28 protein-coding genes are annotated in these 25,951 nt (G+C 58.3%); 22 read left to right on the plus strand and 6 right to left on the minus strand.

The window, feature by feature from the left end; translation table 11 throughout:
* Nucleotides 1–127 precede the first annotated feature (127 nt).
* Entirely contained in the window at nucleotides 128–469 is a 342-nt protein-coding gene (locus ACSFE6_RS03775) for a hypothetical protein (protein WP_435426338.1), read from the plus strand.
* A gap of 6 nt (nucleotides 470–475) precedes the next feature.
* Here ACSFE6_RS03775 and ACSFE6_RS03780 read toward each other — a convergent pair whose 3' ends face one another.
* Nucleotides 476–2,305 carry a hypothetical protein gene (locus ACSFE6_RS03780; protein ID WP_435426339.1) on the minus strand — a complete coding sequence of 610 codons (1,830 nt, stop codon included), beginning with the start codon at nucleotides 2,303–2,305 and terminating at the stop codon, nucleotides 476–478.
* A gap of 158 nt (nucleotides 2,306–2,463) precedes the next feature.
* On the opposite strand from ACSFE6_RS03780, the gene ACSFE6_RS03785 reads away from it, so the two are divergent.
* From ACSFE6_RS03785 to ACSFE6_RS03795, 3 genes are all read left to right on the plus strand, one after another.
* Nucleotides 2,464–2,952 carry a TIGR00645 family protein gene (locus ACSFE6_RS03785; RefSeq protein ID WP_433737206.1) on the plus strand — a complete coding sequence of 163 codons (489 nt, stop codon included), beginning with the start codon at nucleotides 2,464–2,466 and terminating at the stop codon, nucleotides 2,950–2,952.
* 132 nt (nucleotides 2,953–3,084) lie between these two features.
* Nucleotides 3,085–3,393, plus strand: coding sequence for a DUF6482 family protein (locus tag ACSFE6_RS03790; protein WP_435426340.1), 309 nt, complete (start codon nucleotides 3,085–3,087; stop codon nucleotides 3,391–3,393).
* A 121-nt stretch (nucleotides 3,394–3,514) separates the two neighbouring features.
* A complete protein-coding gene (locus tag ACSFE6_RS03795) occupies nucleotides 3,515–4,132 on the plus strand; it encodes an FKBP-type peptidyl-prolyl cis-trans isomerase (protein WP_085726125.1) in 618 nt (205 codons plus the stop codon).
* 135 nt (nucleotides 4,133–4,267) lie between these two features.
* On the opposite strand, the gene ACSFE6_RS03800 is transcribed toward ACSFE6_RS03795, so the two are convergent.
* The 3 genes from ACSFE6_RS03800 to ACSFE6_RS03810 form a co-directional block, all read right to left on the minus strand.
* Nucleotides 4,268–4,525, minus strand: a complete 258-nt coding sequence (locus tag ACSFE6_RS03800; protein WP_175390413.1) for a PA4570 family protein — start codon at nucleotides 4,523–4,525, stop codon at nucleotides 4,268–4,270.
* 204 nt (nucleotides 4,526–4,729) lie between these two features.
* The gene (locus ACSFE6_RS03805) at nucleotides 4,730–5,071 is read right to left on the minus strand and encodes a zinc ribbon domain-containing protein YjdM (RefSeq protein ID WP_435426341.1); all 342 of its coding nucleotides are present in this window, start codon (nucleotides 5,069–5,071) and stop codon (nucleotides 4,730–4,732) included.
* A 185-nt stretch (nucleotides 5,072–5,256) separates the two neighbouring features.
* Nucleotides 5,257–6,225, minus strand: a complete 969-nt coding sequence (locus tag ACSFE6_RS03810; RefSeq protein WP_435426342.1) for a polyprenyl synthetase family protein — start codon at nucleotides 6,223–6,225, stop codon at nucleotides 5,257–5,259.
* Between the two features lie 240 nt (nucleotides 6,226–6,465).
* On the opposite strand from ACSFE6_RS03810, the gene rplU reads away from it, so the two are divergent.
* The 5 genes from rplU (at nucleotide 6,466) to ACSFE6_RS03835 (ending at nucleotide 10,208) form a co-directional block, all read left to right on the plus strand.
* A complete protein-coding gene (rplU, locus tag ACSFE6_RS03815; protein ID WP_007950961.1) occupies nucleotides 6,466–6,780 on the plus strand; it encodes a 50S ribosomal protein L21 in 315 nt (104 codons plus the stop codon).
* A 35-nt stretch (nucleotides 6,781–6,815) separates the two neighbouring features.
* Entirely contained in the window at nucleotides 6,816–7,073 is a 258-nt protein-coding gene (gene rpmA, locus ACSFE6_RS03820) for a 50S ribosomal protein L27 (protein ID WP_003281574.1), read from the plus strand.
* Nucleotides 7,074–7,266: 193 nt separating this feature from the next.
* Complete coding sequence (cgtA, locus tag ACSFE6_RS03825; RefSeq protein WP_435426343.1) at nucleotides 7,267–8,490, plus strand: Obg family GTPase CgtA; 1,224 nt, start codon at nucleotides 7,267–7,269, stop codon at nucleotides 8,488–8,490.
* Nucleotides 8,491–8,612: 122 nt separating this feature from the next.
* Entirely contained in the window at nucleotides 8,613–9,731 is a 1,119-nt protein-coding gene (gene proB / locus ACSFE6_RS03830; RefSeq protein ID WP_435426391.1) for a glutamate 5-kinase, read from the plus strand.
* A gap of 12 nt (nucleotides 9,732–9,743) precedes the next feature.
* Nucleotides 9,744–10,208: a CreA family protein gene (locus ACSFE6_RS03835; RefSeq protein ID WP_435426344.1), complete on the plus strand. Its 465-nt coding sequence runs from the start codon at nucleotides 9,744–9,746 to the stop codon at nucleotides 10,206–10,208.
* 180 nt (nucleotides 10,209–10,388) lie between these two features.
* Here ACSFE6_RS03835 and rpsT read toward each other — a convergent pair whose 3' ends face one another.
* Nucleotides 10,389–10,667 (minus strand): 30S ribosomal protein S20, encoded by a 279-nt coding sequence (rpsT, locus tag ACSFE6_RS03840; protein ID WP_007970922.1) that lies wholly within the window; start codon nucleotides 10,665–10,667, stop codon nucleotides 10,389–10,391.
* 252 nt (nucleotides 10,668–10,919) lie between these two features.
* Here rpsT and murJ point away from each other — a divergent pair, with 252 nt between their 5' ends.
* The 6 genes from murJ to ispH all read left to right on the plus strand — a co-directional run bounded on the left by murJ (nucleotide 10,920) and on the right by ispH (nucleotide 18,504).
* Nucleotides 10,920–12,458 (plus strand): murein biosynthesis integral membrane protein MurJ, encoded by a 1,539-nt coding sequence (murJ, locus tag ACSFE6_RS03845; RefSeq protein WP_435426345.1) that lies wholly within the window; start codon nucleotides 10,920–10,922, stop codon nucleotides 12,456–12,458.
* A 129-nt stretch (nucleotides 12,459–12,587) separates the two neighbouring features.
* A complete protein-coding gene (ribF, locus tag ACSFE6_RS03850) occupies nucleotides 12,588–13,526 on the plus strand; it encodes a bifunctional riboflavin kinase/FAD synthetase (protein ID WP_435426346.1) in 939 nt (312 codons plus the stop codon).
* Nucleotides 13,527–13,539: 13 nt separating this feature from the next.
* Nucleotides 13,540–16,371: an isoleucine--tRNA ligase gene (gene ileS, locus ACSFE6_RS03855; protein ID WP_435426347.1), complete on the plus strand. Its 2,832-nt coding sequence runs from the start codon at nucleotides 13,540–13,542 to the stop codon at nucleotides 16,369–16,371.
* Nucleotides 16,364–16,876 carry a signal peptidase II gene (gene lspA / locus ACSFE6_RS03860; protein WP_435426348.1) on the plus strand — a complete coding sequence of 171 codons (513 nt, stop codon included), beginning with the start codon at nucleotides 16,364–16,366 and terminating at the stop codon, nucleotides 16,874–16,876. Before ileS ends, lspA begins: the two co-directional genes overlap by 8 nt.
* A 7-nt stretch (nucleotides 16,877–16,883) precedes the next feature.
* Nucleotides 16,884–17,321, plus strand: a complete 438-nt coding sequence (gene fkpB / locus ACSFE6_RS03865) for an FKBP-type peptidyl-prolyl cis-trans isomerase (RefSeq protein WP_435426392.1) — start codon at nucleotides 16,884–16,886, stop codon at nucleotides 17,319–17,321.
* A gap of 235 nt (nucleotides 17,322–17,556) precedes the next feature.
* The gene (ispH, locus tag ACSFE6_RS03870) at nucleotides 17,557–18,504 is read left to right on the plus strand and encodes a 4-hydroxy-3-methylbut-2-enyl diphosphate reductase (protein WP_435426349.1); all 948 of its coding nucleotides are present in this window, start codon (nucleotides 17,557–17,559) and stop codon (nucleotides 18,502–18,504) included.
* Here ispH and ACSFE6_RS03875 read toward each other — a convergent pair.
* A complete protein-coding gene (locus ACSFE6_RS03875; protein ID WP_435426350.1) occupies nucleotides 18,481–19,023 on the minus strand; it encodes a GspH/FimT family pseudopilin in 543 nt (180 codons plus the stop codon). The two genes, ispH and ACSFE6_RS03875, sit on opposite strands and share 24 nt — an antisense overlap.
* A 130-nt stretch (nucleotides 19,024–19,153) precedes the next feature.
* Between ACSFE6_RS03875 and ACSFE6_RS03880 the strand changes: the two genes are divergently transcribed.
* Genes ACSFE6_RS03880 through thiO form a run of 7 tightly spaced genes read left to right on the plus strand, consistent with a single transcriptional unit; the run spans nucleotide 19,154 to nucleotide 25,911 of the window.
* Nucleotides 19,154–19,627, plus strand: a complete 474-nt coding sequence (locus tag ACSFE6_RS03880) for a GspH/FimT family pseudopilin (RefSeq protein WP_435426351.1) — start codon at nucleotides 19,154–19,156, stop codon at nucleotides 19,625–19,627.
* A complete protein-coding gene (gene pilV, locus ACSFE6_RS03885) occupies nucleotides 19,624–20,073 on the plus strand; it encodes a type IV pilus modification protein PilV (RefSeq protein WP_435426352.1) in 450 nt (149 codons plus the stop codon). Before ACSFE6_RS03880 ends, pilV begins: the two co-directional genes overlap by 4 nt.
* Nucleotides 20,070–20,783, plus strand: a complete 714-nt coding sequence (locus ACSFE6_RS03890) for a PilW family protein (RefSeq protein ID WP_435426353.1) — start codon at nucleotides 20,070–20,072, stop codon at nucleotides 20,781–20,783. The genes pilV and ACSFE6_RS03890 overlap by 4 nt, the downstream gene beginning before the upstream one ends.
* 11 nt (nucleotides 20,784–20,794) lie before the next feature.
* The gene (locus ACSFE6_RS03895; RefSeq protein ID WP_435426354.1) at nucleotides 20,795–21,268 is read left to right on the plus strand and encodes a pilus assembly PilX family protein; all 474 of its coding nucleotides are present in this window, start codon (nucleotides 20,795–20,797) and stop codon (nucleotides 21,266–21,268) included.
* Nucleotides 21,255–24,338 carry a pilus assembly protein gene (locus ACSFE6_RS03900; protein WP_435426355.1) on the plus strand — a complete coding sequence of 1,028 codons (3,084 nt, stop codon included), beginning with the start codon at nucleotides 21,255–21,257 and terminating at the stop codon, nucleotides 24,336–24,338. Before ACSFE6_RS03895 ends, ACSFE6_RS03900 begins: the two co-directional genes overlap by 14 nt.
* Nucleotides 24,339–24,352: 14 nt before the next feature.
* Complete coding sequence (locus ACSFE6_RS03905; protein ID WP_435426356.1) at nucleotides 24,353–24,754, plus strand: type IV pilin protein; 402 nt, start codon at nucleotides 24,353–24,355, stop codon at nucleotides 24,752–24,754.
* 56 nt (nucleotides 24,755–24,810) lie between these two features.
* Nucleotides 24,811–25,911 (plus strand): glycine oxidase ThiO, encoded by a 1,101-nt coding sequence (gene thiO / locus ACSFE6_RS03910; protein WP_435426357.1) that lies wholly within the window; start codon nucleotides 24,811–24,813, stop codon nucleotides 25,909–25,911.
* Nucleotides 25,912–25,951: the final 40 nt, after the last annotated feature.

Here is a 25,951-nt window from a genome sequence, read left to right on the forward strand (position 1 = left end):
CTGGTTTCGCCTGACGTGTCAGTCAAACTTTTCTTCTATTATCAGCTCAGGGATATGGACAGTTATCACTGGATCGAAACAGCCTTCCCGTGAAGGTTGAATACCGGATCTACCGAGGGTCGCCGCCATGTCGCGCAACCTCTGCCTCACCCGTCAGTGCCTGGGACTCGTGACTCGTATCGAATGTGCCATCAAGCCATTGGCGGGTGACACAGGCATGTGGACTCTGCTTTTCGCCGCCGGAATGGCTGGCGAACAACCTTCGGCCATCAAGGCTCAAGGCCCTTTTCCTGGGCCGTTTGCGGCTGAATCGATACTCGATACCATTGTTGAAAGCCTGACCCTGCATGGTTATGAAGTGGCCAATGATCCACAAATCTGGTGCCTGCATCTGCAAGCCCAGCTGAGGGAAATCAATGGGGGGCGCTGCCGTAGCGTCGGTGGTTTCGATTACCGCCCCGAGCATTGAGCCGCGTTATTGAGCCAGTTTGCTCATGTCAGCCTTATCGAGCTTGACCTCGTAACCGTACTGCACGGTGACGAGGTCAGTTCGCTGATAGGTTTCCAGGCGCGTGGGTTGCCCATAGAAGTAATGCACGGCAAATAGCGCCGGACCTTCCGGGCTTGCGTCATGGTTGACCACGAGAATTTCCTTGAGGTAGTTGCCGCTGTCGTCCTTGGCGTAAAAACGCCAGTCCGGTTCGGGAAACATTTTCAGATCCACCACCAGCGCATTGCCTTTGAGTTCCAGGCCCTTGGGCAATTGGCGGGCGTCGATGCTTTGCTTGTCGACCGTGGCCAGGAACAGCGGCATGGAGCCCACCACATACGCGGGTGTCTCTGGAAACAGGTTCAAGTCGTAGGTGATGGTGCCGCGCAGAGGATCGATTTGATACGCCTGCGGTGGCAGTTCGATCGGCTCATCCCGTTTGCCGTTGCGGTCCTCGGTGAAGAAGCTGACCGGGCTCTCGCCAGGGCTGAAGGAGGTGCCGAGCAGTTCATCGTTGAAGCTTCTGAGGTGATTGAACTCGATGCGCGCGGCGCTTGGATCGTCCACCGATTGGCTGATGGTGACTCCCTTTTTCAGTTGCTCTTCGCTCAGCGTCGCGCCCTTGAGCCAAATCGGCGCCTGGTCGTCATACACCAGCACCGGCAGGTTCAGCGGTTGAATGGTTTTCTGCGTGGTGTGGCGGTCAAAGCGACGGACCGGCAGGTTCAGGTCTTTGCGGGTCACGGTGACCGCTGAAAAATCCAGCAAGCTGACTTCCAAGGTCTCGATGGGGCCGTTGAAGTACACCTTCGAGTAACGGTGGCTTTGTTGTTTATCGAAGGTGCGCTGCTCTTCATCGAGCTGTTGTTCGAACGCCTCACTCCAGGCTTTTTGTTGCTGCATTTTCGCCAGTTGTCGTTGATAGAAGGAAATCTGCGCGGCGGTTTCGTTGATCGAGCCGGAGCGAGAGAGAAAATGCCCGGTGGTGTCCTTGGCCTGGACAATCAGCGGGTTCAGCGGTATCTCTCCGACCTCCGGTGCTTGTGGCGCGCTGTTGTTGAATTCGATTTCCGCATAGTTAGCGCCCAGTTTCAGCAGCGTGACGCTGAGGTTGTCGTTGGTACGAGTCCGACCAACATCCTTTTTCGTCAGGTCGAAGCTGTAGAGCCTGCGCGGGGCGATGACTTCTACCTTGCCTTGCAGGCTGACCGGCTGCGGCTGGTTCTTGATGTCGACATCGAGACCCTCGATGAACGGGTAGGTCACGGTCAGGTCATCGGGGTTGGTGAGGTTGGAACTCGATGGGCTCAGTTGAATACCGGGATCGGTTTCCGACCATTCCGGCTGGAAGGCGATGACACGTTTGTTGCTAAGGGTGACTGACTGCCATTCCAGGCCGTGGGGAAAAAGAAAGGCAGCGGGGATGCTGAAGTTGAAAGGAAACACCGGTTGCAGGTCGGTGAGGTAGTCGGAGCTGGATTCTTTATGCAGCACGAACAGGCCATTGATGTAGGTGTCGACCAGCGCCTGCGGCGTGGGGTAATGCTTGAGTACGGCGAGGGCGTCCTCCCCGTATTCGGTCACCACCGGTTTGCTGTCGAGCTTGAGTTGTGCCCGTTCAAGCAGCAACAGTGAACCGCCAAGCTCGGCCACGGCGTCTTTGAGTTTCGGGTCTGTGATGGCATCCAGCGATTTTTCGAACTGTGCCGTCTTTTCCTCAAGGCTGACCTCGCGCTTCTCATCGCTCGGCGAGCAAGCGCTCATCAGCAGAGCCAGGCTGATTGCGAGGCTGGTCAAGGGTAATCGCACATCCATTTCCCGTCTTCCTGTCCGATATCACTGAACCGTCAATGGTTTGGACACTAGCAGAAAAACTTTGACATACACGGGCAGGTAGCGGATTCCCAACGGTTTATGGCCGCTTCTGGTGGCTGTTATACTCGCGGCCATTTTCAGACCACGTGTGAGATTCAATGGAACGCTTTATCGAAAACGCAATGTACGCCTCTCGCTGGCTGCTGGCGCCGATCTACTTCGGCCTGTCACTCGGGCTGCTGGCCTTGGCGCTGAAATTCTTCCAGGAAGTCTTCCACGTCATCCCCAATGTCTTCTCCATGGCCGAATCGGACCTGATCCTGGTTCTACTGTCGTTGATCGACATGGCGCTGGTAGGTGGTTTGCTGGTGATGGTGATGATTTCCGGTTACGAAAACTTCGTTTCCCAGCTGGACATTGATGACACCAAGGAAAAGCTCAACTGGCTCGGTACCATGGACTCGTCTTCCCTGAAGATGAAAGTCGCTGCCTCCATCGTGGCGATTTCGTCCATCCACTTGTTGCGTATCTTCATGGATGCCAAGAACGTCGATCCCGAGCACCTGCAGTGGTATGTGATCATTCACATGACGTTCGTGGTCTCGGCATTCGCCATGGGTTATCTGGATAAAGTGACCAAGCACTGATTGACGTTCATTGTCGTAACCACCGCCCGTCTGTTGCAAAACAGACGGGCGGTGTCTTTTATGGCTTGTGCTTTGATGCGCCTAGGCATATCCCTTTAATGGTAATGATTCGCCACTGCGTGAGGTGCGTTCATGAACCTGCAAGAGCTGAATGCCTATGCCGTCGCCGGAAAGGTCGATGAGCTGAACCTGATCTCGCTGGAAGGCGGGATCTACCTGCTGGAGGCGCGCATGCATGGCGCAGCCTACCCATTGAACGATGGGCACGGTCACATGATGCATCTGCGTTCGGTGGAGCATGCCCGTGATGTTCTGCGCTCGTTTCCCAGGTTGAACTTCAACCTTGTGCATCATTTGGTACATGACGAGATGTGCGGGCTCGGTGATATTGACGAGAGCCTGAAGGTGCCGATCGATCAACGCTCCACTGCGCAGCGCTGACGGCTCTGATCAACACGATGGCATCTGTGCTAGTCTGCTGACCCTTTTGGTTCCGGGCGCTCCGGAACGCGCTGTGCATGCACGGCATGTTCCCGGGCCGTCCGCACAGCGGAGCAGTGTCATGTCCGAAGTAAATCTGTCCACCGACGAAACCCGCGTCAGCTACGGTATTGGCCGTCAGCTGGGCGACCAACTGCGCGACAACCCGCCGCCGGGCGTTAGCCTGGACGCGATCCTCGCTGGCCTGACCGACGCATTCGCCGGTAAGCCAAGCCGCGTTGGCCAGGAAGAAATGTCCGCCAGCTTCAAGGTGATCCGCGAAATCATGCAGGCCGAAGCGGCAGCCAAGGCTGAAGCCGCTGCTGGTGCCGGTCTGGCGTTCCTGGCGGAAAACGCCAAGCGCGAAGGCATCACCACCCTGGCTTCCGGCCTGCAGTTCGAAGTACTGACTGCCGGTGAAGGCGCCAAGCCATCCCGTGAAGACACCGTGCGTACTCACTACCACGGCACCCTGATCGACGGCACTGTATTCGACAGCTCCTACGAGCGCGGCCAGCCTGCGGAATTCCCGGTTGGCGGCGTGATCGCCGGCTGGACCGAAGCCCTGCAACTGATGAATGCCGGCAGCAAATGGCGTCTGTACGTGCCGAGCGAACTGGCTTACGGCGCTCAAGGCGTTGGCAGCATTCCGCCACACAGCGTACTGGTGTTCGACGTCGAGCTGCTTGACGTTCTGTAATACCTGGCCCGATCTTGCGTCGGGTTAATGTGGGAGCGGGCTTGCTCGCGAAGGCGTTTCTTCAGTCGACCAACAAGTTGCCTGACACACCGCATTCGCGAGCAGGCTCGCTCCCACAGTTTTTTGCGGTGATCTTCATATTTCGATCTTTGTGTGCAGCTCACTGGTCGGGCGCAATGCCCGCGCATAGCAGAACAGAAACAGATTCCTCACCACTTCCTTGAGCACCACCGGCTCACTGGAACTCAGGCCATTGAGATCCAGATCACCTTGGTCCTGCAGCTCGCTCAAGGCCTCTTCTTCAAGCACCGCGCAGACTTCCCCGGTTTCCCGATGCAGGATTCTCAGGTAAGGGTGTGGGCGATCCAGCCAGGCATCGATCAAATAAGTCATGTCTCATCTCCATTGATTGGTTTCAATGAGAATAATTCTTATTCATCAAATAGCAAGGGTCTATTGGCCGATTACGGCTTTTTCCGGGTAAAGATTGCGTAAGGTCAAAACGACTGGCGTTTAGCCATTGCGCGTGTTCGATGAGTGAGGCAGGGGAGGGAAAAGCGCCATCCCACGTCAGGCGTGGGATGGAATGCAGCGGGATCAGACCTTTCTGACGAACTCGGACTTGAGCTTCATCGGGCCGATGCCGTCGATCTTGCAGTCGATGTCGTGATCGCCAGCGCACAGGCGGATATTTTTGACCTTGGTGCCGACCTTGACCACCAGGGAGGTGCCTTTGACCTTGAGGTCCTTGATCACGGTGATGGTGTCGCCGTCCTGCAGGACGTTGCCGACCGAATCCTTTTTCACTGCGTCATCGGACACCGCTTCGGCTTCGCCGCTGGCGGACCATTCGTGGGCGCACTCGGGGCAGATCAGCTGGGCGCCATCTTCATAGGTATATTCGGAATTGCATTTCGGGCAGGGTGGCAACGTGCTCACTAAGGCTCCTTGAAGTCAGGATCGCTAAAAAGCGCACATTATATAGGGTTTTAGGCGAAGGAGGGTATTGAGCGGAAACAACTGTGGGAGCGAGCTTGCTAGCGAAAGCGGAATGTCAGTCAACATTGATGTCGACAGGCAGATTGCTTTCGCGAGCAGGCTCGCTCCCACAAGGGATTTTGCTATCAGTGCGTACGGGCGACCGCAAACTCGCTCAATTCGACCAGCGCATCGCGATATTCGCTGGCGGGTAGTGCATCGAGGCACTTTATCGCACGTGCCACGTAGTCGCGGGCCAACTGCGCGGTGTAAGCCAGCGAACCCGAGGCCTCCACGGCTTCGCGGATGCTTTCCAGGTCCTCAATGCCACCTTTCTGGATGGCCTTGCGAACCAGGGCTGCCTGCTCCGGCGTACCTTCGCGCATGGTGTAGATCAGCGGGAGGGTTGGCTTGCCTTCGGCCAGATCGTCACCGACGTTCTTGCCCAGGGTTTCGGCATCGCCTTTGTAGTCCAGCAGGTCGTCGACCAATTGGAATGCCACGCCCAGGTGATCGCCAAAGGTGCGCAGCGCTTCACTCTGTTCGGGCGTCGCACCGGCCAGGGCCGCAGCACTGTGGGTCGAGGCTTCGAAGAGCATCGCGGTCTTGCCGCGGATGACTTCCATGTAGGTTTCTTCGGTGGTGCTGGCGTCACGGACCTTCGACAGCTGCAACACTTCGCCTTCGGCGATGATGCGCGTAGCTTGCGAGAGAATCTTCATGACCGGCATGGAGCCCAGTTCGACCATCATTTCGAAGGAACGCGAATACAGGAAGTCGCCCACCAGTACGCTGGGTGCATTGCCCCACATGGCGTTGGCGGTCGAGCGGCCGCGGCGCATGCCGGACATATCGACTACGTCGTCATGCAGCAGGGTCGCGGTATGCAGGAATTCGATGGTCGCTGCCAGCAGGCGCATATCGTCGCCTTCGCGACCCAGGGCCTTGCCACATAGCAACACTAATAAAGGTCGAAGGCGTTTGCCGCCGGCCGAGGTAATGTAATCGCCGATTTTCGATACCAGCGGCACTCGGGAAGTCAGCTGCTTCTTGATGATGCCGTCGACGGCGCTAAAATCGTCCGCCACCGCGCGGTAGAAAGCTTGGGGTTGCATCAGCGACAGTCGCTCCAGAAGGGTTGCGCGGCATGCTAGGACCCACGTCCGGGCCTGTCAAGGCGCGATGGACGGCCTATTGCAAGGCGCTCGTGCCTTGCGTACAATCGCGCACCCTGAACTTCCTGGGCAGCACCTGCCTTACGCAATTGCAAGCGGGCCTTCCAGCCCCATGCAGCCATGCCAGCCAATACCTCTTCTTATAAAGAGCTGGGTGAGCAGGATTATCGGAGAAATACCATGTCTTATGCAGTAATCGTTACTGGCGGCAAGCAATACAAGGTCGCCCCGGGTGAATACCTGAAGATCGAAAAACTGGAAGTCGCTACCGGCGAATCCGTTACCTTTGATCGCGTTCTGTTGGTTGCCAATGGCGACGACGTGAACATCGGCGCTCCAGTTGTTGCTGGCGCCACTGTTGTGGCTGAAGTGATCTCCCAAGGTCGTCACGATAAAGTCCGCATCATCAAGTTCCGTCGCCGTAAGCACCACATGAAGCGTATGGGCCACCGCCAGTGGTACACCGAGATCAAAATCACCGGTATTCAGGCTTAATTACAGCCTAATTCCTCACTAGGAGAATTGAACTCATGGCACACAAAAAAGCTGGTGGTAGTACCCGTAACGGTCGCGACTCAGAAGCCAAACGCCTTGGCGTGAAGATGTATGGCGGCCAGGCTATCAAAGCAGGCAACATCATCGTGCGTCAGCGCGGCACCCAATTCCACGCTGGCTACGGCGTTGGCATGGGTAAAGATCACACCCTCTTCGCTAAAGTCGAAGGCGTGATCAAGTTCGAAGTAAAAGGCGCCTTCGGTCGTCGTTACGTGAGCGTTGTCGCAGCCTAATTGCGAGAATGCTGGAGAAGCCCTGTCTTGCGACGGGGCTTTTTCGTTTGTGGGATGAGTCTCTTGCAAAGCTGTTTGTATGGGCTGTCGGCGTGCGATGCGGGTCGTGTTTTGGGGTCGCTGCGCTCATCTTTGCAAGAGTCTTATGTCTTGATTGTTTTTCAGCTCGTCCATGCGGCGAGAGGCATTGGTTATGAAGTTTGTTGATGAAGTATCGATCCGAGTAAAGGCTGGCGACGGCGGTAACGGCTGCATGAGTTTCCGTCGCGAAAAATTCATCGAAAACGGTGGTCCGAACGGTGGTGATGGTGGTGACGGCGGCTCGGTCTTCATGGTCGCCGACGAAAACCTCAATACCCTGGTGGACTATCGTTACACCCGGCACTTCGATGCCGAGCGTGGCTCCAACGGCGGCAGCACCGACTGTACCGGCAAGAAAGGTGAAGACCTGGTCTTGCGCGTGCCGGTCGGCACCACCGTGATCGACTCCGCCACCCAGGAAGTGATCGGCGACCTGACCAAGGCTGGCCAAAAGCTGCTGGTGGCTCATGGTGGCTGGCACGGTCTGGGCAATACCCGTTTCAAATCCAGTACCAACCGCGCACCGCGCCAGACGACTCCGGGCAAGCCGGGTGAGCAGCGTGACCTGAAACTGGAAATGAAGGTGCTGGCGGACGTGGGTCTGTTGGGCTTGCCGAATGCTGGCAAAAGTACCTTTATCCGTTCGGTATCGGCTGCTAAACCGAAGGTCGCCGACTACCCGTTCACCACCCTGGTGCCAAACCTGGGCGTGGTCAGCGTCGATCGCTGGAAAAGCTTCGTGATTGCGGACATTCCGGGGTTGATCGAGGGGGCCTCCGATGGTGCTGGCCTGGGGATTCGCTTCCTCAAGCACTTGTCGCGCACCCGCCTGTTGCTGCATCTCGTCGACATGGCGCCACTGGATGAGACCGATGCTGCCGAGGCGGCTGAAGTGATTGTCAACGAGCTGACCAAGTTCAGCCCGTCCTTGGCTGAGCGTGATCGTTGGTTGATCCTGAACAAGAGCGACCAGATCCTCGAAGAAGAGCACGATGCTCGCGTCAAGGAAATCGTTGATCGTCTGGAGTGGACGGGGCCGGTCTACGTGATCTCGGCCATTGCCAAGCAGAACACTGAGCGCCTGTGTCACGACATCATGCGCTATCTGGAGGATCGTGCCGATCGCCTGGCGAACGACCCGGCCTACCGGGAAGAACTGTCCGAGCTCGATCAGCGTATCGAAGACGAGGCCCGTGCGCAGTTGCAGGCGCTGGATGACCAGCGTGCCCTGCGCCGCAGTGGCGTGAAGTCGGTCCATGACATCGGTGATGATGATTGGGACGAAGAAGATGTGGATGACGAAGACGGTCCGGAAATCATTTACGTGCGTGACTGATCCGTTGCGATAAACTTAAGCGCCGCTCAATCGAGCGGCGTTTTAGTATCTGGAAATCGGTAGTCACGAATAACGTATGGGCAGCGCCGGGTCGCGCTGCCCTCGAGCTAAGGTTGAAGATGATGCGGAGCAAGGTGACGGGTGCGCAGCGTTGGGTCGTGAAAATCGGCAGCGCTTTGCTGACGGCGGACGGCAAGGGCCTGGACCGCGCGGCAATGGGTGTCTGGGTAGAACAGATGGTGGCCTTGCATGAGGCGGGTGTCGAGCTGGTGCTGGTGTCCTCCGGGGCGGTGGCGGCCGGCATGAGCCGTCTGGGCTGGACCTCGCGACCCAGTGCGATGCACGAGCTCCAGGCTGCCGCTGCAATCGGTCAGATGGGGTTGGTGCAGGCCTGGGAGTCGAGCTTTGCCGAGCATGGCCGGCACACCGCGCAGATTCTGCTGACTCACGATGACCTGTCCGACCGCAAGCGTTACCTGAACGCTCGCAGCACGTTGCGTGCATTGGTCGAGCTGAAGGTTATTCCGGTGATCAATGAGAACGATACCGTGGTCACCGACGAAATCCGATTCGGTGACAACGACACCCTGGCAGCGCTGGTTGCCAACCTGGTCGAAGCGGACTTGCTGGTGATCCTGACTGATCGCGACGGCATGTTTGATGCCGATCCGCGCAACAACCCGGATGCCCAGCTGATTTACGAAGCGCGCGCCGATGATCCGGCGCTGGACGCGGTGGCAGGTGGTACCGGCGGTGCGCTGGGGCGCGGCGGCATGCAGACCAAGTTGCGTGCGGCGCGTCTGGCTGCGCGTTCCGGGGCGCATACGATCATCGTCGGTGGGCGCATTGAGCGTGTGCTGGATCGCCTCAAGGCGGGCGAGCGCATTGGTACCTTGCTCTCGCCTGAGCGCGGCATGCTGGCGGCGCGCAAGCAGTGGCTGGCCGGGCACCTGCAAACCCGTGGCACCCTGGTGCTGGATGCCGGTGCGGTGACGGCGCTGTCCGAGGGCAACAAAAGTTTGCTGCCTGTGGGTGTGAAACTGGTCCAGGGCAGCTTCCGCCGTGGCGAAATGGTGGTGTGTGTAGCACCGGACGGTCGCGAAATCGCCCGTGGCCTGGCCAACTACAGCGCGCTGGAAGCACAAAAAATCATCGGTCAGTCGTCTGACGCGATTGTCGGTCTGTTGGGTTATATGGCTGAGCCAGAACTGGTTCATCGCGATAACCTGATTCTGGTCTGAAGGAATATCTGAATGCGTATGGCAAAAGGATTGTTGGGGTTGCTGCTAGCGATGCCGTTCCTGGCTTCGGCCGAGGAAATCGGCCAGGTGTCGACGGTGTTCAAGTTTGTCGGCCCGAACGACCGAATCGTTGTCGAGGCATTCGATGATCCGAAGGTCGAAGGTGTGACCTGCTACCTTTCGCGCGCCAAGACTGGTGGTGTGAAGGGTGGTTTGGGGTTGGCCGAGGATCGCGCGGAGGCTTCCATTGCCTGTCGTCAGGTCGGGCCGATCAAGTTCAAGGGCGAGCTGAAGGATGGGGATGAGGTGTTCAAGGAGCGTACGTCCCTGGTGTTCAAGACCATGCAGGTGGTGCGTTTCCTCGACAAGAAGCGTAATACGCTGGTGTATCTGGTCTACAGCGATCGCTTGATCGAGGGTAGCCCGCAGAATGCGGTGACGGCGATTCCGATTTTGCCGTGGGCGAGCGCTCAATGATCGAATGAAGATCCAAATGTGGGGGCGAGCCTGCTCGCGAAGAGGGGGTGTCAGTCGGCATTAATGTCATCTGATGCACCGCTTTCGCGAGCAGGCTCGCTCCCACAGTTTTTATGTGTCTATTAAATCGCAGGCAATAAAAAACCGACCCTGAGGTCGGTTTTTTAATGAACGGGTCGCTTAGGCAGCAGCGGCAACGTTCAGGGCCTTAACGTGGCCATTCAGGCGGCTCTTATGACGAGCGGCCTTGTTCTTGTGGATGATGCCTTTATCGGCCATACGGTCGATAACTGGCACAGCCAGAACGTAAGCAGCTTGTGCTTTAGCAGCGTCTTTTGCGTCGATGGCCTTAACTACGTTTTTGATGTAGGTACGAACCATGGAACGCAGGCTGGCGTTGTGGCTGCGACGCTTCTCAGCCTGTTTTGCACGTTTTTTGGCGGAAGGTGAGTTGGCCACCGTCGAGCTCCTCGAAAGACTTTTTAGGAAATAGCAAACAAAATAGGCCGCGAATCATGCCGATGAGTTGAAGTCTTGTCAAGGGCGGTTGATGCGTTCCGCTGAGTGGTCGATCTGAAGAGGCGGGATATTTATTTCCGGCGCTTGACCTGTAAACTCGCGAGCTTTGGCTCTGTGCTGTTGCGGCGCGGAGTATCGCACAAGTAGGCGCCGAGTTCGCCTGCTGTTTATCGACAGGCACACACTCTTTCAATGAATCTGCTCAAATCGTTGGCCGCCGTCAGCTCTATCACGATGCTTTCCCGGATTCTCGGGTTCGTTCGTGACACCCTTATTGCGCGTACATTCGGCGCGGGAATGGCGACCGACGCCTTCTTCATCGCCTTCAAGCTACCCAATCTATTGCGAAGAATCTTCGCCGAGGGCGCGTTTTCCCAAGCGTTCGTGCCGATCCTTGCCGAATATAAAAGCCAGAAGGGTGAAGAGGCGACACGCACGTTTATTGCCTACGTCTCGGGTTTGTTGACGCTGGTCCTGGCGCTGGTCACTGCGTTGGGCATGCTGGCTGCACCTTGGGTCATCTGGGTAACGGCCCCGGGGTTTACCAACACCCCGGAAAAATTCGAGCTGACTTCAAGCCTGTTGCGGGTGACCTTTCCCTATATTTTGCTGATATCCCTGTCCTCACTGGCTGGCGCGATACTCAATACATGGAACCGCTTTTCGGTGCCTGCCTTTGTGCCGACGCTGCTCAACGTCAGCATGATCATCTTCTCGCTGTTCCTGACGCCTTATTTTGACCCGCCAGTGATGGCGCTGGGGTGGGCCGTTCTGGCCGGTGGCCTGGCCCAGTTGCTCTATCAACTGCCGCACCTGAAGAAAATCGGCATGCTGGTGTTGCCGCGGATCAATTTGCGCGACACCGGTGTCTGGCGGGTGATGAAGCAGATGTTGCCGGCGATCCTCGGGGTCTCGGTCAGCCAGATTTCCCTGATCATCAACACCATTTTCGCTTCGTTCCTGGTCGCCGGCTCTGTCTCCTGGATGTATTACGCTGATCGCCTGATGGAGTTGCCGTCCGGTGTGCTGGGTGTGGCATTGGGCACAATTCTGCTGCCGACCCTGGCCAAGACCTACGCCAATAAGGATCGTCAGGAGTATTCGCGGATCCTGGACTGGGGCCTGCGGCTGTGCTTCCTGTTGGTATTGCCTTGCGCTCTGGCGCTTGGGATCCTCGCCGAGCCACTGACGGTTTCGTTGTTTCAATACGGTCAATTCAGTGCATTTGATGCCGCCATGACTCAGCGGGCCTTGATCGCTTATTCGGTTGGTTTGCTCGGGATTATTGTGATCAAAGTGCTCGCGCCGGGCTTTTATGCGCAACAAAACATTCGTACACCGGTAAAAATTGCGATTTTCACCCTGGTCGTCACCCAGCTATTCAACTTGCTGCTGATCGGCCCGCTGGCTCACGCTGGGCTGGCGCTGGCGATCAGTGCCGGCGCCTGCCTCAATGCCGGTTTGCTCTTCTATCAATTGCGCAAACAGCAGATGTATCAGCCGCAACCGGGTTGGGCCAAGTTCGGCTTCAAGTTGGTGGTGGCGGTGGTGGTCATGTCCGCCGTGCTGCTGGGTGGGATGCATTTCATGCCGGCCTGGGGCGAAGGGCAGATGCTTGAGCGGTTCCTGCGTCTGGGCGCTCTGGTGGTCGCCGGTGTGGTGGCTTATTTCGGCATGTTAGTGTTGATGGGCTTCCGCGTGCGCGACTTCAATCGCAAGGCGTTGAACTGAGGATGGATCCTCGATAAACAGGGTCTGGCCGGCATTTTTGTCGGCTCGATCACTTTGGGTTACGGTGTTGCCTGTCGTCGGCCGCCGGGTGTGGTTATAATCGACCACTTTATGAGCAAGAAGCGCGTTATGCAGCTGGTTCGAGGCCTCCACAATCTGCGCCCCCAGCATCGGGGCTGCGTCGCCACTATTGGCAACTTTGACGGTGTACACCGTGGCCACCAGGCTATCCTGGGACGGCTGCGTGAGCGTGCGCTCGAGTTGGGCGTGCCCAGCTGCGTGGTGATTTTCGAGCCGCAGCCACGGGAGTTTTTCGCCCCGGACACGGCACCGGCCCGTCTGGCCCGCCTGCGAGATAAACTGCAGCTGCTGGCCGCCGAAGGTGTCGACCGGGTACTGTGCCTGGCGTTCAATCAGCGTCTGAGCAAGCTCAGCGCCAGCGAGTTCGTCGATACCATCCTGGTTGACGGCCTTGGCGTGCAACACCTTGAAGTTGGAGACGACTTCCGTTTCGGTTGTGACCGGGCCGGGGATTTCGATTTCCTGCAACAGGCCGGCATCACGCAGGGCTTTACCGTGGAAGCTGCGCAAACGGTCGAGCTGGACGGCATCCGTGTCAGCAGTACCCAGGTGCGTAACGCGCTGGCCGCTGCTGATTTTGTCCTCGCCGAACGCTTGCTCGGTCGCCCGTACCGGATTGCCGGTCGCGTGCTGCATGGCCAGAAGCTGGCCCGGCAACTGGGTACGCCCACCGCCAACATACAGCTCAAACGCCGTCGTGTACCGTTTACCGGGGTCTACCTGGTCGACGTCGAGATCGACGGCAAAACCTGGCCCGGTGTCGCCAATATCGGCGTACGGCCAACGGTTCAAGGTGATGGCAAGGCCCACCTGGAAGTACATCTTTTGGATTTTGCCGGCGATCTGTATGACCGGCGTTTAACGGTGGTTTTCCACCACAAGCTGCGTGAAGAGCAGCGTTTCGCCTCTCTGGAGGCGCTGAAAACGGCGATCAACGCGGATGTCGCCGCCGCCCGTGCACTAGCCGCACCTAGCGCCCATCGCTAATGAAGAGCCTTAAATGACCGACTATAAAGCCACGCTAAACCTTCCGGACACCGCCTTCCCAATGAAGGCCGGCCTGCCTCAGCGCGAACCGCAGATTCTGCAGCGCTGGGACAGCATTGGCCTGTACGGAAAGTTGCGCGAGATTGGCAAGGATCGTCCGAAGTTCGTTCTGCACGACGGTCCTCCGTACGCCAACGGCACGATTCACATCGGTCATGCACTGAACAAGATTCTCAAGGACATGATCATCCGCTCGAAGACCCTGTCGGGTTTCGACGCGCCTTATGTTCCGGGCTGGGATTGCCATGGTCTGCCGATCGAGCACAAGGTCGAAGTGACCCACGGCAAGAACCTGGGGGCGGACAAGACCCGCGAACTGTGCCGGGCCTACGCCACCGAGCAGATCGAAGGGCAGAAGTCCGAATTCATCCGTCTGGGTGTGTTGGGCGATTTCGCCAACCCGTACAAGACCATGGATTTCAAGAACGAGGCCGGTGAAATCCGTGCCTTGGCCGAAATCGTCAAGGGCGGTTTCGTGTTCAAGGGCTTGAAGCCCGTGAACTGGTGCTTCGACTGTGGTTCGGCCCTGGCTGAAGCGGAAGTCGAGTACGAGAACAAGAAATCCTCGACCATCGACGTGGCATTCCCGATTGCCGATGAAGCCAAGCTGGCTGCCGCTTTCGGTCTGCCATCGCTGGCCAAGCCGGCTTCGATCGTGATCTGGACCACCACGCCGTGGACCATCCCGGCCAACCAGGCGCTGAACGTTCACCCGGAATTCAACTACGCCCTGGTCGATATCGGCAACAAGCTGCTGGTACTGGCTGAAGAACTGGTCGAGTCCTGCCTGTCCCGTTACGGCGTCGAAGGTTCGGTGATCGCGACTGCGACCGGTTCGGCGCTGGAGCTGATCAATTTCCGTCATCCGTTCTACGACCGTCTGTCGCCTGTGTACCTGGCCGACTACGTTGAGCTGGGCGCCGGCACCGGTGTGGTTCACTCCGCCCCGGCCTATGGCGTGGACGACTTCGTGACCTGCAAAAAGTACGGCATGGTCAACGACGACATCCTCAATCCGGTCCAGAGCAACGGCGTATACGTTCCGTCGCTGGAATTCTTCGGCGGCCAGTTCATCTGGAAGGCCAACCCGGCCATCGTCGACAAGCTGACCGAAGTCGGTGCACTGATGCACACCACCGTCATCGAACACAGCTACATGCACTGCTGGCGTCACAAGACCCCGCTGATCTACCGCGCCACTGCGCAGTGGTTCATCGGCATGGACAAGCAGCCGACCACCGGCGACACCCTGCGCCAGCGTTCGCTCAAGGCCATCGAAGACACCAAGTTCGTCCCTGCCTGGGGCCAGGCGCGCCTGCACTCGATGATCGCCAATCGTCCGGACTGGTGCATCTCCCGTCAGCGCAACTGGGGCGTGCCGATCCCGTTCTTCCTGAACAAGGAAAGCGGCGAACTGCACCCGCGTACTGTCGAGCTGATGGAAGAAGTCGCCAAGCGTGTCGAAGTCGAAGGCATCGAGGCCTGGTTCAAGCTGGACGCCGCTGAACTGCTGGGCGATGAAGCGCCGCAGTACGACAAGATCAGCGATACCCTGGACGTCTGGTTCGACTCGGGTACCACGCACTGGCACGTCCTGCGCGGTTCGCACCCTATGGGCCATGAAACCGGCCCACGCGCCGACCTGTACCTGGAAGGTTCGGACCAGCACCGCGGCTGGTTCCACTCGTCGCTGCTGACCGGTTGCGCCATCGACAACCACGCACCGTACCGCGAACTGCTGACCCACGGCTTCACCGTCGACGAGTCCGGTCGCAAGATGTCCAAGTCCTTGGGCAACGTGATTGCGCCGCAGAAGGTCAACGACACCCTGGGCGCCGACATCATGCGTCTGTGGGTGGCATCGACTGACTATTCCGGTGAGATGGCGGTTTCCGAGCAGATCCTGCAGCGTAGCGCCGACGCCTACCGGCGTATCCGTAACACCGCGCGCTTCCTGCTTTCGAACCTGACCGGCTTCAACCCGGCCACCGACCTGCTGCCGGCCGAAGAAATGCTGGCACTGGACCGCTGGGCCGTGGACCGCACCTTGCTGCTGCAACGCGAGTTGCAAGAGCACTACGGCGAATACCGCTTCTGGAACGTCTACTCCAAGATCCACAACTTCTGCGTGCAGGAGCTGGGCGGTTTCTACCTGGACATCATCAAGGATCGCCAGTACACCACCGGCGCCGACAGCAAGGCCCGTCGTTCGTGCCAGACCGCGCTGTTCCACATCTCCGAAGCGCTGGTGCGCTGGATCGCGCCGATCCTGGCGTTCACCGCCGACGAGCTGTGGCAGTACCTGCCGGGCGAGCGTAACGAGTCCGTCATGCTCAATACCTGGTACGAAGGCCTGAGCGAACTGCCGGAAGGCTTCGAGCTGGGTCGTGACTACTGGGATCGCATCATGGAAGTAAAGGTAGCGGTCAACAAGGAAATGGAAATCCAGCGCGCGGCGAAGGCTGTCGGTGGCAACCTGCAAGCCGAAGTGACGCTGTTCGCCGAAGAAGCCCTGAGCACCGATCTGGCCAAGCTGAGCAACGAACTGCGTTTCGTCCTGATCACCTCGACCGCCAGCGTTGCGCCGTTCGTGCAGGCGCCAGCCGATGCCGTGGTTACCGAAGTCAGCGGCCTGAAGCTGAAAATCGTCAAATCGGCTCACGCCAAGTGCGCCCGTTGCTGGCACTGCCGCGAAGACGTCGGCGTGAACCCGGAGCATCCGGAAATTTGCGGTCGTTGCGTCGACAACATCAGTGGTGCTGGCGAGGTTCGCCACTATGCCTAATGCCGTTGGCCGTTTCGGACGGCTGAGCTGGCTCTGGTTGAGCTTGCTGGTGTTGGTCATCGACCAGGCCAGCAAGTTCTACTTCGAAGGCAAGCTTTCGATGTACCAGCAGATCGTGGTGATCCCTGATTACTTCAGCTGGACCCTGGCCTACAACACCGGCGCGGCCTTCAGCTTCCTGGCTGATAGCTCCGGCTGGCAGCGCTGGCTGTTTGCCCTGATTGCCGTGGTGGTCAGTGCGGTGCTGGTGGTCTGGCTCAAGCGTCTGGGGCGCAATGAAACCTGGCTGGCAGTCGCCTTGGCATTGGTGCTGGGCGGCGCGCTGGGCAATCTCTATGACCGCATCGCCTTGGGCCATGTGATCGATTTCATTCTGGTGCACTGGCAGAACCGCTGGTACTTCCCTGCATTCAACTTTGCCGACAGTGCTATCACTGTAGGCGCAGTCATGCTGGCACTGGATATGTTCAAAAGTAAGAAAACCGGAGAAACCGTTCATGACTGAACAGGTATTGGCTGAGCAACGCATCGGCCAGAACACGGAAGTCACCTTGCATTTCGCATTGCGCCTGGAGAACGGCGACACGGTGGACAGCACCTTCGACAAGGCCCCGGCGACCTTCAAGGTCGGTGATGGCAACCTGTTGCCAGGTTTCGAAGCAGCGCTGTTCGGTTTCAAGGCCGGCGACAAGCGGACCCTGAACATCGAGCCGGAAAACGCTTTCGGCCAACCCAACCCGCAAAACGTGCAGATCATCCCGCGCTCGCAGTTCCAGGACATGGAGCTGTCGCCAGGTTTGCTGGTGATCTTCAACGATGCGGCCAATACTGAATTGCCGGGCGTGGTGAAAGAGTTCGACGACGCGCAAGTGACCGTCGACTTCAACCACCCGCTGGCTGGCAAGACACTGACCTTTGACGTGGAAATCATTTCCGTCAAAGCGCTGTAAATTTGTGGGAGCGAGCCTTTGTGGCGAGGGGATTTAGCGAAACGTCGCACCGCCCCGTTGGGGTGCGAAGCACCCCTGAATCCAGCCGCTGCAATCTTGGATGAGAACGCGCTGACCGGTTTGCGATTGCTTCGCAATCGAACGGGGATAAATCCCCTCGCCACAGCAGGCTCGCTCCCACAGTTGGTTTTTCATTGTTTTCGCTATTTCTTGCGCGCAAGACACGAGGCACAGCATGCAAATCAAACTCGCCAACCCCCGTGGCTTTTGCGCCGGTGTGGACCGGGCGATCGAAATCGTCAACCGCGCCCTGGAAGTCTTCGGGCCGCCGATCTATGTGCGTCATGAAGTGGTGCACAACAAATTCGTCGTCGAGGATCTGCGCAACCGTGGCGCGATCTTTGTCGAAGAACTGGATCAGGTGCCGGACGACGTGATCGTGATCTTCAGTGCCCACGGCGTTTCCCAGGCCGTACGTACCGAAGCCGCCGGTCGTGGTCTGAAGGTGTTCGATGCCACATGCCCGCTGGTGACCAAGGTGCACATCGAAGTCGCACGCTACAGCCGCGATGGTCGTGAGTGCATCCTGATTGGCCACGCCGGTCACCCGGAAGTCGAAGGCACCATGGGCCAGTACGACGCCAGCAACGGCGGGGCAATCTATCTGGTCGAGGACGAGAATGACGTCGCCGCATTGCAGGTGAAGAACCCTGAAAAGCTGGCGTTCGTGACCCAGACCACCCTGTCCATGGACGATACCAGCCGCGTTATCGACGCCCTGCGTACGCGCTTCCCGGCCATCGGCGGTCCGCGCAAGGACGACATCTGCTACGCCACCCAAAACCGTCAGGATGCAGTCAAGCAATTGGCTGACGAATGCGATGTGGTGCTGGTGGTTGGCAGCCCGAACAGTTCCAACTCCAATCGCCTGCGTGAGCTCGCCGAACGCATGGCCACTCCGGCCTACCTGATCGACGGTGCCGAAGACCTGCAGAAGAGCTGGTTCGAAGGTGTCGAGCGCATTGGCATCACTGCGGGTGCCTCCGCACCGGAAGTCCTGGTGCGTGGCGTGATCCAGCAGTTGCAGGCCTGGGGTGCTACAGGTGCCGACGAACTGGCAGGTCGGGAAGAGAACATCACGTTCTCAATGCCTAAAGAGCTACGCGTTCGTTCCTTGCTCTGAGTCCTCTCCTCCTACGCATACGGCCTGTTCAGTCTTTTTGCTGCGCAGGCTGACGCGGCCGTTCTTGGCCAGCACCACCTGGTTTAGACTCAGCGGCTCGCGTGTTGCGCAAATGTGCAATGTCCCCGATTGGAGGCCCCCGTGTACCGGTTCGCCCAAAGGGCTGAAGCGGACGGAAGTCTTGACATATGTATTGCCGAAAACAGGCAATGGAATGCCACTCCGCCGCTCAATCAACAGCGGATTGCTGTCGTCCTCATACCCCTTGCCGCTGACATCCAGAATCATCCGCCATCCCTGGCCCCAATCGCCGTTGATGCCGTGAATGACAACGGTCTGGTTTCGGGCAATGGCTTCGCTTCTGGCACTGCGCAATCCGCTGGCCAGTGACCTCGCAGCCTCCTCGCGATAGTTCGATTCCATCACAGCCGCGAACGCCGGACTGACCAAATGCAGAACAATCCCGACAATCGTCAGTCCCATAAGCAATTCGATCAAGCTGAAACCGTGCTGACGCATGACATGCCCCTCCCTGGAACGTGATGGCCCGTGCGATCCGTGCACGGGTAATGGCAAACCAACCACGCTGCGGCGGTCGAATGTTCTAGCGTGTAAGAGCAGGTATAGCCGACGGCAACGGAGGGCTCCGATGGATCATCGTACAAAAGGTTTCACGCTGATCGAGTTGCTGGTCGCCATCGCGATTTTTCTGGTCCTGATCACCCTGGCGGTGCCGGCGTTCACCCGTTCCACACAGATTTCCAGGGCCGACACCGAAGTCGGTGATTTGCAACGTGGCTTGAACTTCGCCCGCCTGGAGGCGATCAACCGGGGTGTGACCACGCGAGTGCGCCCAACCGCGGGTGGCAGCGTCTGGACCGGGGAGTTGTCTGTGTATGACGGTACCGGCACGCCGGCCAATGTGTTGCGTGTTATTCCAGCGATGAGCAGTGGCGCGACGCTGACGCTAACCTCAGGCGTGACCGCCATCGATTTCAATAATCTGGGTGGGTTGGCGTCATCGTCCACGGCGGTGGTAATCAGTTATGTATTGGGCGCGCAAAGCAGGACGCTGAATGTGTGTTTGAACGGACGAATTCTATTGGGTGGAAGTTGCGGATGATTCAATGGAGCAAACGTGCACAGGAAGGCATGACGTTGATCGAAGTCCTGGTGGCGTTATTGATTCTGAGCGTGGGGTTGTTGGGAGCGGCAGCGATTCAACTCAATGCGCTCAAATACACCGACAGTGCGCGGATGACCAGCCAGGCCAGTTTTATCGCCTATGACATGATGGACCGCATCCGCGCCAACGCCGCTGCCGACTACACCGTCACACCGCCGACCGCGGGCAACCTGAGCATCGCCCGGGACCAGGATCTCTACGACTTCACCACCAATATCACCAGCTTCGGTGGCGCCACGGCAACGGGCAGCATCAGCCTCAATCAGCGCGTGTACACCATCACCATCACCTGGGATGACTCCAGGGCCGCCAACAGCGCCAATTCCCGTCGCAGCTTTGTTCTCACCAGTCGAGCAACCGTCGATCCGGTGGCAGCGCCATGAGCCGCTTCCAAAAAGGCTTTGGCCTGATCGAGTTGCTGATCACCCTGGCCTTGAGCCTGGTCGTGGTGCTTGGCGTGGTGCAGGTGTTCATTGCCGCGAAAAATACCTACGTCAGCCAGAACAGCGCTGCCGCCATGCAGGAGGATGCGCGTTTCGTACTGAGCAAAATGATCCAGGAAATCCGCATGGTTGGTATGTTCGGTTGCCTGGGGACGATTACTGATGCGAGTGATGGTGAGAGCTTCAAAACCAGTCAGGCCACGCCGATCAGTTGGGATAACGCGAGCCAAAGGTTGACCCTGGTGACGGCGGATGTCGGCAGCAATGGCGGCACGCCGACCTGGACGGTGGTTTCAGATTGCCGAAACACTGCAACGGCTTATTCGAAATTACGCGCGCCCGCTGCGGGGCAATTGGCGTTTCCCATCCGGCGGTTGATCTACAGCTTGAAGAACGGCGCGCTGACAATGGGTTCCGGCGTCGATACGCCACCACAGCAAGTGCTGGTGGATAACGTCAGCGCCTTCAACGTGAGTTTCGGCCTCGCCAGCTCTGCTTCCGATTCGTCCGCCTCCAGTTACAGCAGCAACCCGTCTGACCCCGCGCGGATCCGCAGTGTGCGTCTGAGCCTTACGCTCATTGATCCGAATAACCGGGTGAGCAATCAAACCTTCAACGTGGTTGCCGCTCTGCGCAATCGGTTGCCGTGAGGAGGGGGCTGATGAGTATTTCTTCGGCAACTTCCCAGCGCGGCATGGCGCTGCTGGTCAGCCTGGTGTTCCTGTTACTGCTGACGCTGATCGGCGTTTCCTCGATGCAGAACGCCACCCTGCAGGAAAAAATGGCCGGGAGCGTAAGCCTGCGCAATCAATCGTTCCAGGCAGCAGAGGCGGTGTTGCGGGCGGGTGAAAGCGCGGTGCAACTCGACAGTTACTCCTTGGCGGTGTGCAGCGGTACAACGCAATGCGCGCCGCCGGCCGAGTCGTCCACGGTCAAGGCCGCAGGACCCAATTCCACCTCGGGGGTGACCTGGATCGCTTCCGGCAATGGCTTTTATGGCGTGCAAAACATTGGCATCTCCCAGGCAGCCGTCAACGTTCCGAGCAACACCTCGGCAACGTTGTACCGGGTCACCGCAGTGGGCATTGCGGGCAGCTCGCGCAGCGTGGTTGAGAGTATTTATGCGAAGTACTGAAAACTACACAGGGTTGCTACGGCTGTTGTGTGGCTTTGCTCTTGGGCTGTATCTCTCGGCCCCGGCCTTTGCCTTCACGCCGTCGGACTCGCCCTTGTTGAGCGCTGCGGCGGTGGCTCCGAACGTGATGCTCATGATCGATGATTCAGGAAGCATGAATAACATCATCTGGGCGCCGGGTTTCGATCCCACGGTCAGTCGCCCGCAAATAGCCATTTGCAGTTCCAACGCCCTGTGTATCAGCGGTCAGAATCTGGACATGACTGATACCAACATTGCCCTGTCGAGCCTGAATCGGGGCGGTTGCCCGGCCAGTGGCAACTGGTACGGGTTCTATCGTGGCTTCCTGGGGCTGACGCCGGTTTGTCTGAAACTGCCAGACCCTGTGGGCAATGAAAACACCCGTTACACAGCTAACTACCTGGCGTATCTGTTGGGCCTGGCCAACGGCTCCAATCGGGACTTCACCACCGGGGCCAATGCAATACCCAACGATTACCGCATCAGCGTGGCCCAGGACGTTTCGACCAGCCTGGTTACCAGCAATCGCACATTGCGTATCGGCCTGGCCACTTTCAATCCACCGGCCAACAACAATCCGGGCAATGGTGGGTTTATCGCCCGGCCAGTCAGTGATTTGTCGGTGGATGCCAACTACAACGCGCTGATTGCCTCGATCAACGGTTTGAGTGCCGTAGCTAACACGCCGCTGGCGGAAACCTACTACGAGGTGACTCGCTACCTGCGCGGCATGGCGCCGTACTACAACTCGACGCCCTCTACCTACGTAAGTCCCATCCAATACCGTTGCCAGAAAAACTACGGAGTGGTGATTACCGACGGCTTGCCCACCTATGACCGAACCTTCCCCTCCAGTGACCCGCTCGGAGGCACCCGCTTGCCGAACTGGGATGGCAACAGCGCCAACGATGGTGACAACCTCAATGGTGACGGGGAGGGTGACACGTTGTATCTGGATGACACCGCCAAGTTCGCCTTCGACATCGACATGCGCTCCAGCGGGACGGACCTGGCGGGCAAAAGCTGGAATGCCACGGATTTTCCCAAACAGAACATGAACACCTACACCGTGGGTTTTACCGCAGCCAATCAGATGTTGTCGGACGCTGCCAGCTATGGCCTGGGCAAGTACTACCAAACCACCGACAGTGCCGGGCTAAACGCCTCATTGTCATCTGCCCTGAGCGATATCACGTCCAAGGCCGGTTCCGGTGGCAGCGGTGTCACCAGCGGGACGATCCTCACCAGCGGTACCAGTTACTTCCAGACCAGCTACGACCCCAAAGATTGGCGTGGCACGATCAAGGCTTTTGGCTTCAATGCAAACGGTTCGGTCAATACCGGCAATCTGCTGTGGACCACCGACACAGCCATCGTGCCGGGTGCGACGGCACCGACTTATCAGTCCTGGAATAATCAAACCAATACACCAGTGACACTGGCTTACGTCAATTTTTCCACGGCCCAGCAGACCGCCCTCAATCAGGGTCTTCCCACAGGGATCACCGGTAGCGATCTGGTGGAGTGGAGCAAGGGCATCAACAAGACAGGCCTGAAGGTGCGCAGTGCATTGCTCGGCGACATCATTAACTCGCCGCTGGCGTTGGCATCACCGACGGATAAGACCGCCTCCGACCTGTCGGGCGATACCACTTACAGCACCTACCTGGCCACCAAGGCGGCCAATATGAATGCCAGCCTGGTGGTCAATTCCAATGACGGTTTCGTCGATATCATCAATACCGGCAACGGCACACGGCGTTACGCCTACATGCCGTCCAGCGTGTTGCCGTCGCTGCGCTATATCGCGGATACCTCGTACATCAACGGTGTCAGTCATAAGTTTCTGGTGGACGGGCAGGTGAGTGTGTTCGATGTCCAACTCAACAGTGCCTGGAAAACATTGGCATTAGGCGGAACGGGCGCGGGCGGGCGAACCTTCTATGCGCTGCAATTGTTCGATGCCTCGGCCGGCAACGTGACCAAGGCGCTGTGGGAAATCAGTGCACCGACCACTGCCAGTGCGGCGAATGCTTTCAATGATCTGGGTTATGCCTATGCCCGTCCGGAAGTGGCACGCTTGGCGGACGGTCGATGGGCCGCGTTCATTTCCAATGGCTACGGCAGCAACTCTGGAGTGGCTGCGTTGTATGTGGTGGACATCCGCGACGGTTCGCTGATCAGGAAAATCGTTGTCGACAGTACTGAAACCACCAATGGATTATCTTCGGTCAAACTCAAGGTCAATGCTCAGAATGTGGTGCAGGCGGCGTATGGGGGAGACTTGAAGGGGCGGCTGTGGAAGTTCGACCTGAGCAGTACAAGCACTGACGGTTGGGGCGTGGCATTTGCTGGCAAACCCTTATTTACCACTGCAGGAGGCGCCACTCAGCCGATCACTGCGCAGCCGTTGCTCGCGGATAATTCGCTGGGTGGCAAAGTGGTTTTTATCGGCACCGGGAAATTCAACGAGACTGCGGACAAGACCAACAAGGATTTGCAGGCGTTTTACGCGGTGTGGGATGCGGACGGTGGTTCAGGGCAGATCACTACGTCCAGTTTGCAGCCTCAGGCAGTGACCGGCGTGTTCTCGGGAGGCTCGGGGCAATTCATCACCACCAGCCAGAATGAAGTGACCTATCCGGCGGAAAAGGGCTGGTACTTGCCGCTGGTGTACAACAGCGCGTTGACCGGCGAGCGGGTGATCAATCAGGCCAGTCTGGTGCTCGGGCGAATTGTCTTTACCACTGCCAGCATTGATACCACGGACCCTTGTACGAGCTTCGGCACCGGCAAACTGGTCGAACTCGATGCGTTCAGCGGTAAGATGCTCAACTACGCAGTGCTCGACACCACTGGCGACGGGGTGATCGATAGCAATGACACGATATCCAGTGGCGTGGTCTTTACCGGCGGTATCCCTACCGTCAATTCCATCGTCAATGGCGCGACCCGAAAAATCGTGAACGATTCCAGTGGCGGCATCACCACGCTGGTGGAAAAATCCGGCGGCGGCAGCCGTCGCATCATGTGGCGACAAATACAGTAAGCGAGAATTGAGGCATGCACAGATCCAACCGCGGCTTTACCTTGATCGAAATCATGATCGTGATTGCGATCATCGGGATTGTCCTGACTATCGCCATGCCGAGCTTTACGGAGTATCTGAACAAAGGGCGTCGTACCGAAGTGGCCGGTCTGCTTTCAGAGCAGGCACAGATCCTCGAGCGTTTCTATTCACAGAAAAATGCCTACACCAACGCCACCGGGCTCAGTGCTGGCAACGACTACTACACCATTACGCCGACCCTCACTGACCAGACCTTCCTGCTGACGGCGGTGCGCAAGGCTGGCACTAGCATGGGCTCGGACAAGTGCGGTGATTTCACCCTCACCAACACCGGTGTTCGCAGCATGGTCAACGCCACTGCGGGCCTGACCACCAAGGATTGCTGGGGGCGCTGAGTTCATTTTTCGGGTGTCTTTTGCGCCCTCTGTCTATTTATCGGTTGGATCAAAATATGACCAGGCAACAGCAAGTGGTGATTGTCGGCGGTGGGGTAATCGGTCTGCTGACGGCCTTCAATCTCGCGTCCGAAGTGCAGAGCGTTGTACTGCTGGACCGTTCGAATGTCGGTCAGGAATCGTCCTGGGCGGGGGGGGGCATCGTCTCGCCGCTCTACCCATGGCGTTATAACCCGGCCGTCACCGCGCTGGCCCATTGGTCCCAGGACTTTTATCCGCAACTGGGTGAGCGTTTGTTCGCCACCACCGGGGTCGATCCCGAGGTGCACACTACCGGCCTGTATTGGCTGGATCTGGACGACGAAGCCGAGGCACTGGCCTGGGCCGTACGGGAGAATCGTCCGTTGCGGGCTGTGGATATCTCGGCGGCTCACGATGCGGTGCCGGTACTGGGGGGCGGTTTTTCCCGGGCAATCTACATGGATGATGTGGCTAATGTGCGCAATCCACGGCTGGTCAAGTCGCTCAAGGCTGCGTTGCAAGCGCTGCCGAACGTGACCATCCATGAGCAATGCGAAGTCAGCGGGTTTATTCGCGACGCCGAAAAAGTGGTCGGCGTGCAGACTGCCGCAGGCGCGATCCATGGTGATCAAGTGGTCCTGACTGCTGGCGCCTGGAGCGGTGATTTGCTCAAGATCCTGGGGCTTGAACTGCCAGTCGAGCCGGTGAAAGGGCAGATGATTCTCTACAAGTGCGCGGCGGATTTTCTGCCGAGCATGGTGTTGGCCAAGGGGCGTTATGCGATTCCGCGGCGTGACGGGCATATCCTGATCGGCAGTACGCTGGAGCATGAAGGTTACGACAAGACGCCAACCGAATCGGCGCTGGAGAGCCTCAAGGCTTCGGCAGTTGAGTTGATCCCGGCATTGGCGGAAGCCGAAGTGGTAGGGCACTGGGCCGGTTTGCGGCCGGGCTCGCCGGAAGGCATTCCCTACATTGGCCAGGTGCCTGGATTTGATGGGCTATGGCTAAATTGCGGGCATTTCCGTAACGGATTGGTGCTGGCGCCGGCGTCGTGCCAGTTGTTTGCCGATGTGATGCTGGGGCGTGAGCCGATTATTGATCCGGCGCCGTATGCGCCGACTGGGCGGATTTAGTTTCGATATTGTTGGTGTCTGCCAAATCGTCTTCGCGAGC

It is taken from the genome of Pseudomonas baetica (assembly GCF_051216495.1).
Lineage (GTDB): Bacteria > Pseudomonadota > Gammaproteobacteria > Pseudomonadales > Pseudomonadaceae > Aquipseudomonas > Aquipseudomonas baetica_B.

Bases quoted from the DNA above. Each gene is read 5' to 3' on its own strand.
- ACSFE6_RS03775 (WP_435426338.1), top strand. From the start codon at position 128: ATGTCGCGCAACCTCTGCCTCACCCGTCAGTGCCTGGGACTCGTGACT.
- ACSFE6_RS03780 (WP_435426339.1), bottom strand. From the start codon at position 2,305: ATGGATGTGCGATTACCCTTGACCAGCCTCGCAATCAGCCTGGCTCTG.
- ACSFE6_RS03785 (WP_433737206.1), top strand. From the start codon at position 2,464: ATGGAACGCTTTATCGAAAACGCAATGTACGCCTCTCGCTGGCTGCTG.
- ACSFE6_RS03790 (WP_435426340.1), top strand. From the start codon at position 3,085: ATGAACCTGCAAGAGCTGAATGCCTATGCCGTCGCCGGAAAGGTCGAT.
- ACSFE6_RS03795 (WP_085726125.1), top strand. From the start codon at position 3,515: ATGTCCGAAGTAAATCTGTCCACCGACGAAACCCGCGTCAGCTACGGT.
- ACSFE6_RS03800 (WP_175390413.1), bottom strand. From the start codon at position 4,525: ATGACTTATTTGATCGATGCCTGGCTGGATCGCCCACACCCTTACCTG.
- ACSFE6_RS03810 (WP_435426342.1), bottom strand. From the start codon at position 6,225: ATGCAACCCCAAGCTTTCTACCGCGCGGTGGCGGACGATTTTAGCGCC.
- rplU (WP_007950961.1), top strand. From the start codon at position 6,466: ATGTCTTATGCAGTAATCGTTACTGGCGGCAAGCAATACAAGGTCGCC.
- rpmA (WP_003281574.1), top strand. From the start codon at position 6,816: ATGGCACACAAAAAAGCTGGTGGTAGTACCCGTAACGGTCGCGACTCA.
- cgtA (WP_435426343.1), top strand. From the start codon at position 7,267: ATGAAGTTTGTTGATGAAGTATCGATCCGAGTAAAGGCTGGCGACGGC.
- proB (WP_435426391.1), top strand. From the start codon at position 8,613: ATGCGGAGCAAGGTGACGGGTGCGCAGCGTTGGGTCGTGAAAATCGGC.
- ACSFE6_RS03835 (WP_435426344.1), top strand. From the start codon at position 9,744: ATGCGTATGGCAAAAGGATTGTTGGGGTTGCTGCTAGCGATGCCGTTC.
- murJ (WP_435426345.1), top strand. From the start codon at position 10,920: ATGAATCTGCTCAAATCGTTGGCCGCCGTCAGCTCTATCACGATGCTT.
- ribF (WP_435426346.1), top strand. From the start codon at position 12,588: ATGCAGCTGGTTCGAGGCCTCCACAATCTGCGCCCCCAGCATCGGGGC.
- ileS (WP_435426347.1), top strand. From the start codon at position 13,540: ATGACCGACTATAAAGCCACGCTAAACCTTCCGGACACCGCCTTCCCA.
- lspA (WP_435426348.1), top strand. From the start codon at position 16,364: ATGCCTAATGCCGTTGGCCGTTTCGGACGGCTGAGCTGGCTCTGGTTG.
- ispH (WP_435426349.1), top strand. From the start codon at position 17,557: ATGCAAATCAAACTCGCCAACCCCCGTGGCTTTTGCGCCGGTGTGGAC.
- ACSFE6_RS03875 (WP_435426350.1), bottom strand. From the start codon at position 19,023: ATGCGTCAGCACGGTTTCAGCTTGATCGAATTGCTTATGGGACTGACG.
- ACSFE6_RS03880 (WP_435426351.1), top strand. From the start codon at position 19,154: ATGGATCATCGTACAAAAGGTTTCACGCTGATCGAGTTGCTGGTCGCC.
- pilV (WP_435426352.1), top strand. From the start codon at position 19,624: ATGATTCAATGGAGCAAACGTGCACAGGAAGGCATGACGTTGATCGAA.
- ACSFE6_RS03890 (WP_435426353.1), top strand. From the start codon at position 20,070: ATGAGCCGCTTCCAAAAAGGCTTTGGCCTGATCGAGTTGCTGATCACC.
- ACSFE6_RS03895 (WP_435426354.1), top strand. From the start codon at position 20,795: ATGAGTATTTCTTCGGCAACTTCCCAGCGCGGCATGGCGCTGCTGGTC.
- ACSFE6_RS03900 (WP_435426355.1), top strand. From the start codon at position 21,255: ATGCGAAGTACTGAAAACTACACAGGGTTGCTACGGCTGTTGTGTGGC.
- ACSFE6_RS03905 (WP_435426356.1), top strand. From the start codon at position 24,353: ATGCACAGATCCAACCGCGGCTTTACCTTGATCGAAATCATGATCGTG.
- thiO (WP_435426357.1), top strand. From the start codon at position 24,811: ATGACCAGGCAACAGCAAGTGGTGATTGTCGGCGGTGGGGTAATCGGT.